The following is a 16,575-nucleotide window of genomic DNA, read 5'->3' on the forward strand; positions in this document are numbered from 1 at the left end:
CAGGCGGGTTATTAGGCTTCTACAAATTAAATTCGATCAAAAACTCGGTCCCTTTATTTACTTCACTAAAAACTGATATGGATCCCCCCAACATTTCTACCTGGGTTTTGACCATAAAAAGGCCCATACCTTTGCCTTCCACGTGGTTATGAAAGCGCTTATAGAGCCCGAAAAGATGTTCCCGTTTCTTAACCAGGTCTATTCCCAGTCCATTGTCTTTAAAGGATAAAGTGAGCCTGCCGTCTGATACCCTGCTACTGATTTGAATTGAAGGAGCCAGCCCGGCCTGATGATATTTGATGCTGTTGCTGATCAGGTTATGAAATATGCTGTACAGATATGTTTTAAGCGTAAACAATTCGCATGCCCGCTGAAAATCGGTCACAATCCGTACATTTTCTTTGTGTATTACATTTGGTATACTGTCCTTAATGCTGTTAACCAGATCTTCAAAATTGACTGTTTCACTCTTTTCTCCAATTTCTTTTTTGATCTGCAGAATGGAATTTAAGTCCGTAATCACTACATCCAGCCTTTTTACATTGTCCAGAATTCCATTCAAAAAGTCCCTTTTCAACTCCGATGGATAATTTTCATCACTTAACAAACCTGAGAGTCCGATGATATTGGCAACCGGTGCGCGCAGGTTGTGCGAGACCATATATGAGAATTGTTCAAGCCCCTTGTTTGAAAGAGCAAGTTCATTCGAGTATTGATGGAGGTTATTATTTAGTTCATTAAGCTTCTTCTCAGACAGTTTGCGTTCTGTAATGTCTTTAAAAAAGACAGACAAGCCATTTACCGAGGGATATGCACTCACTTCCAGCCATCTGTTCAACGGTTCATAGTAATCCTCAAAATGAACCACCTGACCACTTTCAACAGCATAATTGTATTGTTTGCAAGACTCGGAATCTATGTTTGACGGAAACAGGTCCCAAAGATTTCGGTTAAGCACCTCGCTTTTAGTCGGTCCCAAAAGCCGGGTGGCCTCCTTATTCCAGTAGTTGATCACCCAATCCTTATCTATCGCGAAAAACGCATCTCCAATACTTTCAAGGATGACATTTTTTTCTTCATAAGACCTGAGAACCTCTGATTCTGACTTTTTTATTTTATCAATATCCTGAAAGCTGCCATAAAGGATACAATTACCATTGACCAGTTCAGCTTCGCACATCACACGCACCCAACGCTCATTTCCCTTCGCAGTAACGATCTGAAGTTCTATATCAAACGATGTCTGGTACTTAAGTATCTGGTCCATTGACTGGTGTATAGCTTCCCGGTCATAGCCCGCCTTATAAAAGTTCATGGCCGTTTCCATGTCAGGAATAAAGTTGGCGTCGACTTCGTGGATCTGCCTGGTCATCGGTGACCAGAAAACGAGGTTATTTGCCGGATCCGCCTCAAAGCTTCCTACCCGCGCCATAGTCGTTGCCCTTTCCAGCCTTCGCTCACTTTGTAACAAAAGCTGCTGCGCATATTTCCTTTCGCTGATATCACGAACAATCATGGAAGTATTCGCATTTCCATGCGCATTCTTGAACACGGTTGACGATATCTCACCGGCAAACCTGGAACCATCTTTACGTAAAAGTAAGACCTCTCCATTGGCTTTTCCTGTTCGAAGCCGCTCGTCCAGAAGAGCCGATAGCCTGGGATCGCCAAGATCTGCAAGGCCCGATCTGCCCGCATTGATGATTTCGCTTTCAGTCCTTTGAAAAATGCTGCATGCAGCCTGGTTGGCTTCGAGTACCTTACCATCTTGCGACGTTAAAAGAATACCGTCTATGCTGGTTTCAAACAAAAGCCGGTATTTTTCCTCACTGGCTGTAATAGCATCCTGCGCCAGCTTCCGCTCTGTTATATCCCGAAAATTATCAACAATTCCGTTGACAGCCGGATCATCCAGTAAATTGGTTACAGTTGCCTCGATCCAGCGCCAGCTTCCATCTTTATGGCGCATCCGTCCGGTTTGGCCTTTCATTGTGATTCCGGGATTATCCAGAATTTTCTTGAGCATGATGCTCATATCAAAATTATCCTCAGGATGGATCAGCGTTAAGAGGTTCATACCCAAGACTTCATCCGGATCGTATCCCAAAACATTCTTAACAGAGACCGATGCATAAGTCGGGTTTCCCTGCGCATTTAAGATAATGACACCATCCGCACTGTGCTCGATGAGCGCACGGTAGCGCTGTTCGCTTATGATAAGCTCATCCAGAAATTTCTGATGTTCTTTCTTAAGTCGATATTTTTCAAGTGCATTGAAAATGGCTATTGGAAGCCTGCTCAGACGATCTTTCAGAATATAATCATCCGCTCCCTTCATAAGCAAATCCACCGCCGATTCATCGCTCATAGTAGCAGTGACGACGATAAAAGGAATTTCAAGCGCGGTATGATTTAAGATTTTTAGCGCCTCAATGGAGTTGAACGATGGCAGAGAATGGTCGGCGAGAATGATATCCGGTGAAAACTCCGCCAATGCAGCTACAAACTCGTCCCTGGTGTCGACAACCAGCAACTGGTGTTGAATATCTGCTTTGATGAGCGCCTTTTTCACAAAGAGCGCATCGCTGGGCAGATCTTCAATATGCAGAATTCTCATTGATTTATCCATAGACCAGCAGTTTGCTGTGAATTATGATTTGAAGCGGCGCAGATTATTGCCGCGGTGCATTGTTTACAGCGAGCCAGTAAAATCCAAGTTCGGCGATCGTTTTCGAGAAATTCTCAAAGCCGAGCGGTTTGACAACATAACTGTTGACGCCAAGCTTATGGCTTTCAATAATATCTTTTTCCTCCTTGGAAGAAGTCATCATGACAACAGGTATCATTCTGGTACTATCATCAGCTTTTAAGATCCTAAGCACTTCCAGCCCATTTATTTTAGGCATCTTGATATCCAGAAATATCACCCTTGGCTTGATATCCGGATTTCGATCGGAATATTCCCCCTTCCCGAAAATAAAGTCAACGGCCTGCGCGCCATCAATGAGATGGACCAGGTTATTGGCAAGATTATGTTTTTTAAGTGCCCTGATCGTCAGTGCAGCATCCGACTTATTATCTTCTACCAGCAGGATCTGGATCTCTTGGTTTTCCATTCGTCAGTTAAGTAAGAGGTAATTCAGCGGGGATGGGAATTGAAAAGTAAAAACAAGCGCCTTCGCCCACTTTCCCTTCGGCCCAGACCTTGCCGCCATGCTTGACGATTATTTTTTGCACAATAGCCAATCCCACGCCGGTCCCTTCAAATTCGTTGCTGCTGTGCAGGCGTTGAAACACACCGAAAAGCTTGTCATAATACGTCATGTCAAAACCCGCACCGTCATCCTTAATGTAAAAAGTACAGAAACCGTCTTTTGGAAAACACCCGATCTCAATGTGGGCCAGCTCTTTTTTAGAAGAGTATTTCATCGCATTGGAAATCAGGTTTACATAAACCTGCCTCAGCATACTGGGATCGCCGGTTGCAACGTCAAGCTCTTTGATGTCGAAACTGATTTCGCGGCCAGGCTCTAATTGCCTAAGCTGTGTAATGACCGACTTTACCATTTTGTCAGTATCCACATTGGATACTGAAATTTGCTGTTTGCTCAAACGGGAAAAATCCAGCAGGTTATCGATTAATTGCCCCATTTTATTCGAATTGGCAATAATCTCTGTTAGTAAGTATTGCGCATCCTCACCCAGTTCCTGAATATAATCTTCCAGAAGGATTTGGGTAAAACCATTTACAGCCCTCAACGGAGCCCTTAAATCATGAGAGACAGAATAAGAAAATGACTCCAGTTCCTGATTGGCAGCTTCCAGGATCAAGGCTTGTTTTTCCTTTTCAATGTACTGTAATGCAAGTTCTTTATTGAGCAGATCCAGTTCTACCGACAGCTTCTTGACTTCTGCGTTTTGCAGGGCAAGTTCTTCATTAGCCTTGATTAGTTCTTCTGCCCTTTTTCCCTTCTCAATATTCTGACGCAGCAGTTCCCGGTTCGCTATGATCAGCTCATCTGCCCTTTTTCCTTTTTCCTTATTTTGGAATACCAGTTCCTTGTTGGCGATGATAAGTTCTTTTGCCCGCTTGTCTCTTTCTGTATCTTGAAAGCGTAGTTCATCGGCAGAAACAAGTACCAACTGTGGATCTTCCCATTTGTCCATAAGTCACTGAATATAATGTTGAGGGAACTAAGAAACTGATATAGTGAAAGGTAGACCTAATTAATGGATAGTCAACCTGAATTAATTCGCTATCAGTAGGGAAGTAGTTTATGTAGATGTGCGATCACGAGGCTGAATAATCGCTTTATATTACGGCAGGACGGGAGTAGTCAGATAATATTCATCAATCTGGTTCCAGGAATAACTGTAAATGATGCCACCCACTTCCTGTACAAAATCCCCGGCTTCGCTGTCGGTATAGCCAACGCGCCAGTTGGTAGTGTTTTTGATCCTGAATTTCAATGTGGAATTAGGCGGCGGGAGATCTTTTTTTGCTAATATTTTGATTTTCATACCCGAAGGTAGCCTTTAATAGGCACAGCCAATACTATTCAAGCGCATCCATTACACACTACGAATGTTGTGAAAACTTCCAAGGTATATATTTTTGAGGCAAGCGCTAGCCGAAAAAACTGCGCCTGGCATTCCTGAGCGCGTTTAGACTTGTTTACCAAACGTTGTCCTTCGACGTCGTTAGCATATCCAATACATAATCCGCCAAGGGATCGCCGGGGCGGCGTTCATGGATATAATCATTTAACTGATTCTCCCAATCTAACATAGCTGCTTCGGGGTCTGGTCCGGATCCGAAGATGCCGGTTGTCGGGTCAGGCCCAAGCAGGCAGCAGAATGCGTCCCCTTCTTTATAAACAGTAGGCCTGAATAATTTGATGTTCCTCGTTAATCTGTCATTTTCGTAATCAACCGGCACCTGCATTTCTGGATCTATTTTCATCTGCTCCATAGTAGTAAAAATTTGATACAGGGTGTGTCTTAGCAATGTACGTGCCAGACTAAGCGAAGGTTATGCGATTGCGCAAGGTTTATCAACTGGATAATATCAGATTCGAACCGACAAGCCAATTGCCTAGATAAAAACTATTGCAACCAAAAGAAAAAGCACCTAGCGAATTCTCGCTAAGTGCTTGATTTATAGTGGGCCCACCTGGAATCGAACCAGGCACCTACTGATTATGAGTCAGTTGCTCTAACCGAATGAGCTATAGGCCCCTAAACTTATATTTATGTCAGTTGCTCTAATCGACCGGGCAAACGCTTTGTGAGCTATAGGCCCTCGCGCCATGGGCGTGATTGGAGTGCAAAATTAGCGAAAGCGTGCAATTCTCCAAACGATATTGGCAAGAATAACTTCTTTCCTCCGTTGCTTCTTTTATTACTTTTGAAAAAAAATTGCTTTGAATAAAAGAAAGATAATCAATGACCCTGTCTATGGGTTTATAACGATTTCATCCGATCTGCTTTACGATCTGGTCGACCATCCTTTTTTGCAGCGGCTCCGGAGAATCAAGCAACTCGGTCTTGCCGATATTGTGTACCCGGGCGCATTGCACACGCGTTTTCACCACGCACTGGGCGCTATGCATTTGATGAGCCAGGCACTCAGGGCTTTGCAGGAAAAGGGACATTTGATCTGGGAACCTGAGTTGGAAGCGGCGCAGGCTGCAATTTTGCTCCACGATCTCGGTCACGGGCCATTTTCGCACGTGCTGGAAAGCGTGATGCTGCCTGGCGTGGAGCACGAGTCTATCACACTTGCGATGATGAAAGAGCTGAACCGGCAAATGAACGGGCGACTGGATATTGCCATTCAAATGTTTGAAGGGACGTACCCGCGAAAGTTTTTTCACCAGATGATTTCCAGCCAGCTGGATATGGACAGGATGGATTACCTCAACCGCGACAGTTTTTATACAGGTGTTATCGAAGGTTCCATCGGTGCCGATAGGCTGATTAAAATGCTGGATATCAGCCACGATCAGCTGGTAATAGAGGAAAAAGGGTTATTAAGTATTGAGAACTTCCTGCACGCGAGACGATTAATGTACTGGCAGGTTTATTTACATAAAACCTTATTGAGTGCACAGGCAATGCTCACGCAGATCCTGTTCCGGGCGCGGGAATTGGTACAGAATGGTGAAAAATTATTTGCTACCCCCGATTTTGAACGATTTCTCCATAATGAGTTTAAGCTGGAAGACTTCGATACGCTTCCTGATCTGATGGAGGCTTTCAACGGTTTGGACGATAATGACGTATGGGCTTCTGTAAAAGGGTGGAAAACACACCAAGATCCCGTTCTGTCCGTTTTATGCAGAAAATTATTAAACAGGGACTTGTTTAAAATCCAGTTTTACAAGGAACCTCCCGGTAACGAAGTGCTGGAACCGTTAAAAAAACAGTTGAGAAGCGCCGGCGTGAAGGAGGAAGAATTACATTTTTTTCTGATCGAAGGCGAAACAGCCAACTTGTCTTACGCGAAAGAACAGGACCCGATCCGCGTGAAAATGAAGAACGGAGTTTTGCTTGATATTGCAGATGCATCGGATATTCCGACCATCGAAGCGCTCACTAAGATTGTACGCAAGTACTATGTATGTTGGGCTAAAAATGTATCTTTGCGTGGTTAGTAAGGATCATATCAAGAAGAACCCGTCTTAATAATTTGCGCAACTTACTCGAAATACATTACCCGAAATTAGCCGAAAAATATGAAATTTACTGTCAGCGAGATTGCCCAAATGCTTGATGGAACCATTGTTGGAGATGAAAAAATTACAATAGATTCGGCTGCTAAAATTGAAGAAGGGCGTCCGGGGTGCATCTCTTTTTTAGCCAACAGTAAATACGAACCTTACGTTTATTCCACACTATCTTCCGCGGTTATAGTCAATAAGGATTTTACTCCCAAAAAGGAGGTTTCCACTACATTAATATATGTGGAAAATGCTTACACCGCCTTCACAATTCTTCTTGAAGAATATCAAAAAAGACTTTCCCAGAATAAATCAGGTGTTGAACAGCCTTGTTTTATAGGTGACAACAGCCAGGTCGGCTCGGATGTTTACCGGGGGGCATTCTCTTACATCGGTAAAAATTGCGTGATCGGCGACGGGGTAAAAATTTATCCTAATACTTATCTTGGCGACAATGTGACCATTGGGAATCACACGATTATTCACCCGGGTGCAAGAATTTACGACAATACGATCATCGGTAAAAACTGTGTGATCCTGGCTAATGCAGTTATTGGCGGCGCCGGTTTCGGATTTGCTCCGCAGGCTGATGGTACGTACAAATCAATTCCCCAATTGGGTAATGTAATTATTGAAGACGATGTGAATATCGGCTCCAATACCACGATTGATTGTGCCACAATGGGATCGACGATCATCAGACAGGGAGTTAAAATAGATAATCTGGTCCAAATCGCGCATAATGTCGAGATTGGAAAAAATACCGTTATTGCAGCCCAGTCGGGCGTTTCAGGGTCGACAACCGTGGGTGAGCAATGTGTAATTGCAGGGCAGGTTGGTGTAGTTGGTCATATTACGATTGCAAATAATACCAAGATCGGCGCACAAAGTGGATTGGGAAAATCCGTGAAAAAGGAAGGACTGTCTTTCTCCGGATCTCCGGCACGTGATTTGAACGAACATTTAAGATCCATGGCGCTGGTAAGAAGGCTTCCTGAGATGGAAGAGCGGCTAAAAGATCTTGAAAGGAAACAGGAAACCTCTGATTTTCAGTAGAAAAATCACCAAAATACCCAACAAGCCTTTATGCAGAAAAGGAATTACTAATGAACGAAAAACAACAAACCATTTCCAGATCAGTATCCGTAACTGGAGTGGGTTTACATACAGGTGTAGTTGCGACGATGACTTTCGTTCCCGCAGCAGCTAACCACGGATACAAGTTTCAGCGCGTCGATTTACCGGATCAACCTATTGTAGACGCCGATGTGGACAATGTGGTAGATCTTTCGAGAGGAACCACTATTGAGCAAAACGGAGCCCGTATCCATACAGTGGAGCACACGCTCGCTGCATTGGTAGGGTTACAGATTGACAACGTACTCATCCAGCTTGACGGCCCTGAGCCTCCGATTATGGACGGCAGCTCGATCAAGTTTGTAGATGCGCTGCTGGATGCGGGAATTGAAGAACAAAACGCCTACCGCAACTATTTCGAAGTACCGGAATACGTCCATTACATCAATAAAGAAAACGATACCGAGCTGGCTGCATTGCCGCTTTCGGATTATAGGTTAACGGTGATGGTTGATTACAATTCAACTGTGATCAGCAGCCAGCATGCTTCTTTGAATGATATTACTTTGTTCAAAGACGATATCGCAGAATGCCGCACGTTTGTTTTCCTGCATGAGCTTGAAGCATTGTACCGTCAAAACCTGATCAAAGGCGGCGACCTGACCAATGCGATCGTGATCGTGGACCGCGAAGTGCAGGACGGAGAACTTGATCATTTGTCACAGCTTTTGAACAAACCAAAAGTGAGTGTCAACAAATCGAAAGGGATATTGAATAATGTTGATCTGCATTATCCCAACGAAATGGCCCGGCACAAACTGCTGGATCTGATCGGCGACCTTGCTTTGGTTGGCCGGCCTATCAAGGCACAGATCCTTGCCGCCCGTCCCGGACATGCAGCGAACGTAGCACTTGCCAAAAAGATCAAGAAACTGATCAAATCGGGCAAAGGCGATATTCCGCAATATGATCCGAATAAAGCGCCCGTTTTTGATATCAATCAGATCGGAAACCTGCTGGCACACCGTTATCCTTTCCAAATGATCGATAAGATCATTGCATTGGACGAAAACAGTGTGGTAGGTGTGAAGAACGTGACTATTAACGAGCAATTTTTCCTGGGCCACTTCCCTGGAAACCCGGTCATGCCGGGCGTTTTACAGCTGGAAGCAATGGCGCAAACGGGCGGGATCCTCGTATTGACAAGTGTTCCCGACCCAGATAATTACTGGCCTTATCTGATAGGTATTGACGCCTGCCGCTTCCGCCGTAATGTTTTTCCCGGAGATACCGTTATTTTTAAATGTGAGTTTACTTCTCCGATGAAAAGAGGTATCGTAAAAATGAGTGGCCGTGGATACGTCGCGGGCCAACTGGTATGTGAAGCTGATATGATAGCAAGCCTGGTAAAGAAAAAATGACACCAACCACCTTAGCATATATTCATTCTGACGCGAAAGTCGCTCAAAATGTCGAGATCGAACCTTTTGCCATGATCCACTCAGATGTTGAGATTGGTGAAGGGACCTGGATCGGCTCACACGCTGTAATCAACTCTGGCGCCAGGATTGGTAAAAATTGCCGCATCTACCCGGGCGCGGTCATATCAGCTACGCCACAGGACCTGAAATACAACAACGAATACACACTTACCGTAATCGGCGATAACACGACGATACGGGAATATGCGACGATCAGCCGGGGTACGGAAGAACACTGGAAAACCGTTGTAGGCTCCGATTGTTTGATTATGGCTTATGCCCATATTGCCCACGATTGCCGGATTGGAAACAGCTGTATCGTTGGGAATAATGTGCAAATGGCGGGTCACGTACACGTTGGCGATTGGGCTATTGTGAGTGCATTAAGTGCTGTACATCAGTTTGTTAAAATAGGTATTCACGCATTTGTGTCCGGCGCATCGCTGGTCCGCAAGGATGTACCTCCATTTACGAAGGCGGCACGCGAGCCTATTTCTTATGCGGGTATCAACTCGGTGGGTCTTCGCCGCAGAGGATATAGCAACGACAAGATCGTTGAGATCCAGAATATTTACCGCTACATATTTATGCGCGGGTTTAACAATGCGGAGGCTTTGCAAAAAATAGAACTGGAACTTCCGCCATCAAATGAGCGCGACGAGATTATCAACTTCGTCCGGAATTCAGAAAGAGGTATTATGAAAAGTCCTTTTCAGACCAACGGAGCGAGCGAAACAGAAGCTTAAATTTTTCCACACCTGATATTGATAAGAGCGCCGGATAGGCGCTTTTTTTTATGCGCTAACCGTCACAGAATCTCCTTCACGCACCATACCTAGCGAAGTAGCGACCAGATTTTGGCCAAAAAGGATCTTGTTGTTGACCTTCCGGTAGCCAGCCAGCGTTTTGAGTGGTTCGGGGCCTTTTTCGGAAGTTTCGGGATCGATAGTAGTGAGTACGCAGCGGGCGCAGGGTTTTACAATTTCAAAACTGGCAGCGCCGATATTGATCTGTTTCCAGTTATCTTCTTCAAACGGCGCGGTTCCGGAGATTACAAAATTCGGCCGGAAACGCTTCATTGTGATCTTATTATCAAGCCGGGCGTTGAGGTCTTCCAGTGACGCTTCCGAAATGATCAGGCAGGGATATCCGTCTGCGAAGCTCACGATCTCGCCGTTTTTTGCATATTTAGGATCAGCTTTCCGTTCTGTACTTTCCGACATTTTCACCAATTGAACTGAAAGTCCGAGGCGGGCACTTAGCCAGCTATCTGCTTCTTCGGAAACAGTCAGCGCCTCCACCACATCGTCCCAAATAGTTACTTCCCGCTTTTGTGCGGTTACCGGTTCAAATGGTACTGTTAATATATCCTCAGGTTCATCCCGGTGCCAGATTTGCAGATTGTCTTCATTCAATGCCACTTCTATCAGCGTCATTACTGGTAAAAATCGCTGGGTAACAAACTTGTTATTTTCATCGATCAACATCCAGCGGCGGTCATATTGCAACCCTCTTTCTTCCATTTGCGCTTCGCTGAGCCTGATTCCGCCCAGTGATTTTATTGGATAAATCCAGATTTCAGAGAGTTGCATAAATATTGATCAGTACTGATTGTTATTGGTTCAAAAATCCATTCTTGCCAGCGGACTGACTGTCTGGTCACAAAAATCACTTTCCAAATATTTGTAATGCGCAGCAATAGCGATCATCGCTGCATTGTCGGTGCAGTATTCAAATGCGGGAATGTACACGTTCCAGTTCAAGGTTTGCCCAAGTTCAAGTAAAGATTTACGCAAACCGGAATTGGCAGAAACACCACCGGCTATCGCAATTTCTTTGATCCCCGTTTCCCTGGCTGCTTTTTTAAGTTTTTTCAACAAAATATTAACCAGTGTAAACTGAATGCTTGCGCAGATATCCGGCAGATTTTCGCTGACGAATGCTGGATTCTCACGAACCTGTTTTTGTAGGAAATACATAAACGAGGTTTTAATACCGCTGAATGAAAAATCAAGTCCCGGCATTTCGGGAAGCGGGAATGCGTACGCGCCGGGATTTCCCTCAGCAGCGTATTTATCGATCAGCGGGCCGCCCGGATAGGGCAGGTCGAGCAGTTTGGCAGTTTTATCAAAAGCTTCTCCAACCGCGTCATCACGCGTCTCGCCGATAATTTCCATATCGAGCGGCGACAAAACTTTCACGATTTGCGTATGCCCGCCACTTACGGTTAGGCACAAAAATGGGAAAGCTGGTTTGGGGTCGCTGATGAAATGCGCGAGCACGTGTGCCTGCATGTGGTTGACCTCAATAAGCGGAATGCCAAGCCCGAGCGCCATTGATTTTGCGAAGGAAGTACCTACGAGCAACGCGCCCAATAAGCCTGGTCCGCGTGTAAAAGCAATAGCATCCAGGCCTTTTTTTGTTACTTTTGCATCATTCAGTGCTTTATCTACCACTGGTAGAATATGTTGCTGGTGCGCGCGCGAAGCCAATTCAGGCACTACTCCACCGTAAAGGGTGTGAATGAGCTGCGTAGCAACAACATTGGAGCGGATTTCCCCGTTAGTGATTACGGCTGCGGAGGTTTCGTCACACGAAGATTCGATGGCGAGGATATTCATAAACTATTGAATTATTCACAAAATTAAGCATTAACAACAAGATAAGCAGTATCGCCTGCGAAGCTGTCATATATGTTTAAATTCCTCAGGGCGTTCGGCAATGGTTTGATTGTGGTGATGATCTTCGCGCTGCTTGCGCTCGGTATCCTGACCATTGCGCTCCAGCTTCCCTCCGTGCAGACCTGGGCTGTTCAAACTGCCGCCGACCGGGTTTCCGCTAAACTCGGGTATCCCATTACTATTCAGAAAGTTAATATCAAGTGGTTTGACGTCGTGTCGCTGGAAGGAGTTTCTGTGAAGGACACCAGCGATCAGGATATGATCGATGTCGGTCGCATTGACGTCAATCTTGATCTTGATTATATCATCAATAATTCCTCCAAAGAGATTTATCTGGATGAGGTGAATGTATTCCAGCCCAAAGTTCGGCTTGCGATCGTTCCTGAATCGGGTTACCTGAATATCGACGGCTTTATTGAACGGATCAATGAGCTGACTGCACCCAAAGTTCGCCGGCCGGCAAATGCACCTGAAAACAACATTCCATTTATAATAGGTAAGTCAAAAGTGATCGACGGAACGTTCACTTACGACGATCCGCGCCAGCCCAGATACAAGGGGAAGCGCGTATTCGATTACTCACACTTCAAACTTAATCACCTTTACGGCGACCTGAAAAACTTCCTCGTACAGGGAGATACCATTTCTTTTGTTGCCAAAAACATGAAAACGATCGACGTGCAAACCGGCCTGGAAATGCACGATCTCGATACGCGTTTTTTGTTTTGCCAAAAGAAAATGGAGCTGAAAGAACTGGACGCGCGCATTGGAAATTCCCGGTTGAAAGACGAGGTCATATTCTTCTACAACCGTTCGGGTGAGCTGGGAGATTTTAACCATAAGGTGAGGATGAAGGGGCATTTGGTCGGCAGCCACGTAGATTCGCGTGATCTCGGGCTGTTTTCAAGTTATGTCGATGCGCTGAATGAAACGTGGCAGATCTCTGGGGATTTTAATGGGAAGGTCGATGATTTTGTAGTGACAAATACGGATCTCCGGTTTGGGAATGGAAGCCGGCTGGCGGGAAGTCTGGGTTTCAAAGGCTTGCCTACCATCGAAGGTGTCCAAATGGATATCAAGCTTTCCGCTTCGAAGATTGAGCCGGCAGATATTGTTCAATATTACCCTGAGTGGGATATGCATGCTACGCTGCAAAAATTCGGGTCGACGCTGCTGGACGGAAGTTTTAAAGGAACTCTCGAAGATTTTATGGTCGCGGCGAATGCGTCTTCCGAGATGGGTGAAATCGCGGGCGACCTCGTTTTTCATATTGCGGATGCCCAATCAACTACCTATTCAGGGGAGGTAAAGACGCGCCGTTTTGAGCTGGGTAAATTACTGGATCAGGAAGAAACGTGGCAACAGCTTGATTTTGAGGGTAAAGTTTTTGGGAAAGGACTGGAATTGCAGTTCGCTTCTACGGATATGAATGCGTTGGTTGGCAGGGTAGGTTTTCGCAATTATGATTATAAGAATATCAGATTAAAGGGAAATCTTCAAAATCAGTATTTCAATGGACTTGTAAGTACGAAAGATACCAACCTCGTGTTGAACCTAGAAGGCGAATTCGATCTCTCGAAGGCGCAAAATTCGTTTGATGTTCAGGGAGTTATTGAAAAAGCAAATCTGTCAGCACTTGGTTTTACAGCTGACCCGATCACATTGCGAACTCAGCTCAATGTAAATGTTTCCGGAAATACGGTAGATGAGCTGACCGGCGAAGCTAAGTTGTTGAATACTTATATGTTAATGACAAATCAGGATCGGAATCTTGTCATTGATACGCTCACTTTTTCATCACGGAAGAACGATCAGAACCGGATTTTGAAACTGGAAAGCGAGTTTCTTTCCGCCAAGGTTCAGGGAGATTTTATGCCTACGCAATCGTGGAAAGATCTGGTGCGCTTAATGGATGAATATAAGCTTTACTTTTTTGAAACCGAAGCAAACCGTACGCAGTACTATGCGAGAAAGCCTGTTCAGTCGGTTCAGGACCGCTATCAGATCGAATATGATATTGAAACCAGAAACCTCTCCCGATTTCTCGCATTCCTGAACCCGGATATTTATGTATCTCCCGGAGCACGTGCCGAAGGTATTTTCAGAATGGACAATACCGCAATCCTGACCCTGAACGCAGCTTCTGACACGCTACGATATGGTACAAATCAGTTTGTAAACTCAGAACTGGATGTTACTACCTCCAAATTTGTGAACAATGCCGAGGTACTCGCTTCCATCCTGGTCACTTCCGGCCAGCAGCAAATGAGCGTGCTGGTCCCGACCGAGAAGCTGGAAATGGAAGGAACCTGGGACGAAGATCATATTGATTTCAATGGCGCGGTACATCAGGTAAAAAGTACGAATAAGGCTAATCTGGCAGGGGAAATCCGCTTTCTGGCTGCTGGTTTTGATATTAGTTTCAAAGATTCCAAACTGAGCCTGCTGGATGAAGAATGGGCTGTGCCTTCGCAAAGCCTGATATCCATCGCGGGAAGAGAGGTTTCTTTGTCAAATGTTGGGTTGGTGAGCGGGAAACAGCGCATCTTCGTCAGTGGCACCGCTTCGGAAAATCCTGAAAAAAGTATGTTGCTGGATATCAAGAACTTTCGTTTAAATAGTCTGAACGAAGTTTTAAATACAAAACTGGCGGGTATTATGGACGGTTCTGCCAGGATCAAAGACGTTTACAATAGTGTGATCCTGGATGCAAGTTTCAATGTGGAAAGTCTGGGTTACTCGCAGTACGAATTCGGGAATTTGTCCGGCACCGGCGATTGGGACCAGATTACCAGCGAACTGCAAATCGATGCGCAACTCAGCAAAAATGCACGTCGGGTGTTCAATCTGATCGGCTCCTATCGTCCTAAACTCGATGAAAATACGCTGGACCTCAAAGCGATCTTCAATCATATTGATTTCAAAGCACTCGAACCCTTTACTGAGGGGCTGGTATCGGATATTGGCGGCCGCGCGCAGGGGACTGTTTCTATCAAAGGCGAGATTGATGCGCCGGTACTTGAAGGTTCGCTGATGGTGGAACAGGGACGGATGAAGTTCGACTATTTACAGTCTGTATTCCAATTTAACGACAAGATCAATTTTACAGAAAGTGAAATAACTGTGAACAATATCACGGTGACCGACGGCGATGGCAATACAGCTTCTGTCCGCGGCGGGGTGTTTCATGACAGTTTTAAATACTTCTCACTGGGTTTCAACGCCGATCTGCGGAACTTCAAAATATTGAATACCACTTCGAAAGACAACAGCATATTTTACGGCACAGCTTATGTAACCGGCCCCGTTGCTGTTTTTGGACCTATTAACAACCTGAATATCGAGGCTAACGTAAGTAGTAATAAAGGCACGAAGATCTATATTCCGCTCGATGGGGCAACCGAGGTTGCGACACAGGATTACATTCAGTTTGTAAGTAAGTTACCCGCCGCAGACAGTACAGCCACCAGCAGTTCCGATTCACTGAGCCGCAGCCAGGTTGCGGGTGGTATTAAGATGGACTTCAATTTCAACCTCACACCTGATGCGACTTGCGAGATCATATTCGACAGACAAACAGGAGATATTTTAAGGGGAAATGGATCGGGCAGACTGAGCCTGAACATTGATACCCAGGGAGATTTCACCATGGCGGGGACGTACGAGATCGAGCGCGGCGAGTATAATTTCACACTGCAGAATGTGATCAATAAGAAATTTAGTATCAAGCCGGGCAGCCGCATTGTGTGGTCTGGCGATCCTTACGGGGCGATTCTGGATGTGAAAGCGGGTTATACCCAACTTGTTTCGCTTGCGGGCGTTCTGCCGAATACCAGCAGTTTAACCACAACCAATGATGCGCTTTCGAGGCGATATCCGGTGGAAGTGACGATCGGTTTGTCGGAAAGATTGATGTCGCCTCTGATCCGCTATGATCTCAAAATACTGGATAATCCGTCGTTAAATACGTATCGCGGGCAGCTGGAAGCATTTCAGAACAAACTTAAATCCGACGAGCAGGAATTGAGCCGGCAGGTTAGTAGTTTGCTGGTCGTAAATCAGCTTTTGCCCGAGACCAGCCTCGCGACGGTTGGCAGCCAGAATTTCCTGGGCAGCAGTATCAGCGAGCTCGTTTCGAACCAGATCAGCCGGTGGGCTTCGGGTATTAATGAGAACCTGGAAGTAGGTGTTTCGGGTTTGTCGCTGGATCAGAATGCATTGAATAACCTGCAATTGCGCTTTTCTTACCGGTTTTTAAATGACCGGTTCAGGGTTACGCGGGATGGGCGTTTTACTTCCGGTGCGCAAAATCAGACGGGCGCTACCGCATACGATGCGGTAAGTTTACTCGGAGAATGGACGCTGGAATACTGGCTCAATAGCCGGGGATCGGTGCGGGTGAAAGCTTATAACCGGAATGTCCAGAATCCGCTTTCGCTTAATAATACGGTGACAACTGGCGGGGTAAGTATGCAGTTTACACGCAGTTTCAACCGTTTCAATCCAATAACAAAACCTTCGGTAACCATTCCATACGTGATTCCGGCGGATTCTTCGCGCCAGGATACTACTGCCAAAAAGATGATCTCCGAGAAGAATTCTTCGCGTTAGTAC

12 protein-coding genes and 1 tRNA gene are annotated in these 16,575 nt (G+C 45.5%); 5 read left to right on the plus strand and 8 right to left on the minus strand.

The window, feature by feature from the left end:
* Window positions 1-19 precede the first annotated feature (19 nt).
* The 6 genes from KOD92_RS15810 to KOD92_RS15835 all read right to left on the minus strand — a co-directional run bounded on the left by KOD92_RS15810 (window position 20) and on the right by KOD92_RS15835 (window position 5,238).
* Window positions 20-2,629 carry a PAS domain S-box protein gene (locus tag KOD92_RS15810; protein ID WP_215234547.1) on the minus strand — a complete coding sequence of 870 codons (2,610 nt, stop codon included), beginning with the start codon at window positions 2,627-2,629 and terminating at the stop codon, window positions 20-22.
* A 43-nt stretch (window positions 2,630-2,672) separates the two neighbouring features.
* Window positions 2,673-3,116, minus strand: a complete 444-nt coding sequence (locus KOD92_RS15815) for a response regulator (protein ID WP_215234548.1) — start codon at window positions 3,114-3,116, stop codon at window positions 2,673-2,675.
* 7 nt (window positions 3,117-3,123) lie between these two features.
* Window positions 3,124-4,167 carry a sensor histidine kinase gene (locus KOD92_RS15820; protein ID WP_215234549.1) on the minus strand — a complete coding sequence of 348 codons (1,044 nt, stop codon included), beginning with the start codon at window positions 4,165-4,167 and terminating at the stop codon, window positions 3,124-3,126.
* A 150-nt stretch (window positions 4,168-4,317) separates the two neighbouring features.
* Window positions 4,318-4,521: a hypothetical protein gene (locus KOD92_RS15825; RefSeq protein ID WP_215234550.1), complete on the minus strand. Its 204-nt coding sequence runs from the start codon at window positions 4,519-4,521 to the stop codon at window positions 4,318-4,320.
* Window positions 4,522-4,675: 154 nt separating this feature from the next.
* Complete coding sequence (locus KOD92_RS15830) at window positions 4,676-4,972, minus strand: hypothetical protein (protein WP_215234551.1); 297 nt, start codon at window positions 4,970-4,972, stop codon at window positions 4,676-4,678.
* A gap of 192 nt (window positions 4,973-5,164) precedes the next feature.
* Window positions 5,165-5,238, minus strand: a tRNA-Ile gene (locus tag KOD92_RS15835).
* Window positions 5,239-5,423: 185 nt separating this feature from the next.
* Here KOD92_RS15835 and KOD92_RS15840 point away from each other — a divergent pair.
* The 4 genes from KOD92_RS15840 to lpxA all read left to right on the plus strand — a co-directional run bounded on the left by KOD92_RS15840 (window position 5,424) and on the right by lpxA (window position 10,026).
* Window positions 5,424-6,656, plus strand: coding sequence for an HD domain-containing protein (locus tag KOD92_RS15840; protein ID WP_215234552.1), 1,233 nt, complete (start codon window positions 5,424-5,426; stop codon window positions 6,654-6,656).
* An 81-nt stretch (window positions 6,657-6,737) separates the two neighbouring features.
* The gene (lpxD, locus tag KOD92_RS15845; RefSeq protein WP_215234553.1) at window positions 6,738-7,778 is read left to right on the plus strand and encodes a UDP-3-O-(3-hydroxymyristoyl)glucosamine N-acyltransferase; all 1,041 of its coding nucleotides are present in this window, start codon (window positions 6,738-6,740) and stop codon (window positions 7,776-7,778) included.
* Between the two features lie 50 nt (window positions 7,779-7,828).
* Window positions 7,829-9,220 (plus strand): bifunctional UDP-3-O-[3-hydroxymyristoyl] N-acetylglucosamine deacetylase/3-hydroxyacyl-ACP dehydratase, encoded by a 1,392-nt coding sequence (locus tag KOD92_RS15850; RefSeq protein WP_215234554.1) that lies wholly within the window; start codon window positions 7,829-7,831, stop codon window positions 9,218-9,220.
* Window positions 9,217-10,026, plus strand: a complete 810-nt coding sequence (lpxA, locus tag KOD92_RS15855) for an acyl-ACP--UDP-N-acetylglucosamine O-acyltransferase (protein ID WP_215234555.1) — start codon at window positions 9,217-9,219, stop codon at window positions 10,024-10,026. Before KOD92_RS15850 ends, lpxA begins: the two co-directional genes overlap by 4 nt.
* A 48-nt stretch (window positions 10,027-10,074) precedes the next feature.
* Here the strand turns inward: lpxA and KOD92_RS15860 are convergent, their stop codons facing one another.
* Complete coding sequence (locus KOD92_RS15860) at window positions 10,075-10,872, minus strand: MOSC domain-containing protein (protein ID WP_215234556.1); 798 nt, start codon at window positions 10,870-10,872, stop codon at window positions 10,075-10,077.
* Window positions 10,873-10,902: 30 nt separating this feature from the next.
* Window positions 10,903-11,901: a tRNA (adenosine(37)-N6)-threonylcarbamoyltransferase complex transferase subunit TsaD gene (gene tsaD / locus KOD92_RS15865; protein ID WP_215234557.1), complete on the minus strand. Its 999-nt coding sequence runs from the start codon at window positions 11,899-11,901 to the stop codon at window positions 10,903-10,905.
* A gap of 72 nt (window positions 11,902-11,973) precedes the next feature.
* Here tsaD and KOD92_RS15870 point away from each other — a divergent pair, with 72 nt between their 5' ends.
* Complete coding sequence (locus KOD92_RS15870; RefSeq protein ID WP_215234558.1) at window positions 11,974-16,572, plus strand: translocation/assembly module TamB domain-containing protein; 4,599 nt, start codon at window positions 11,974-11,976, stop codon at window positions 16,570-16,572.
* Window positions 16,573-16,575 lie beyond the last annotated feature (3 nt).

It is taken from the genome of Dyadobacter linearis (assembly GCF_907165045.1).
GTDB classification, from domain to species: Bacteria; Bacteroidota; Bacteroidia; order Cytophagales; family Spirosomataceae; genus Dyadobacter; species Dyadobacter linearis.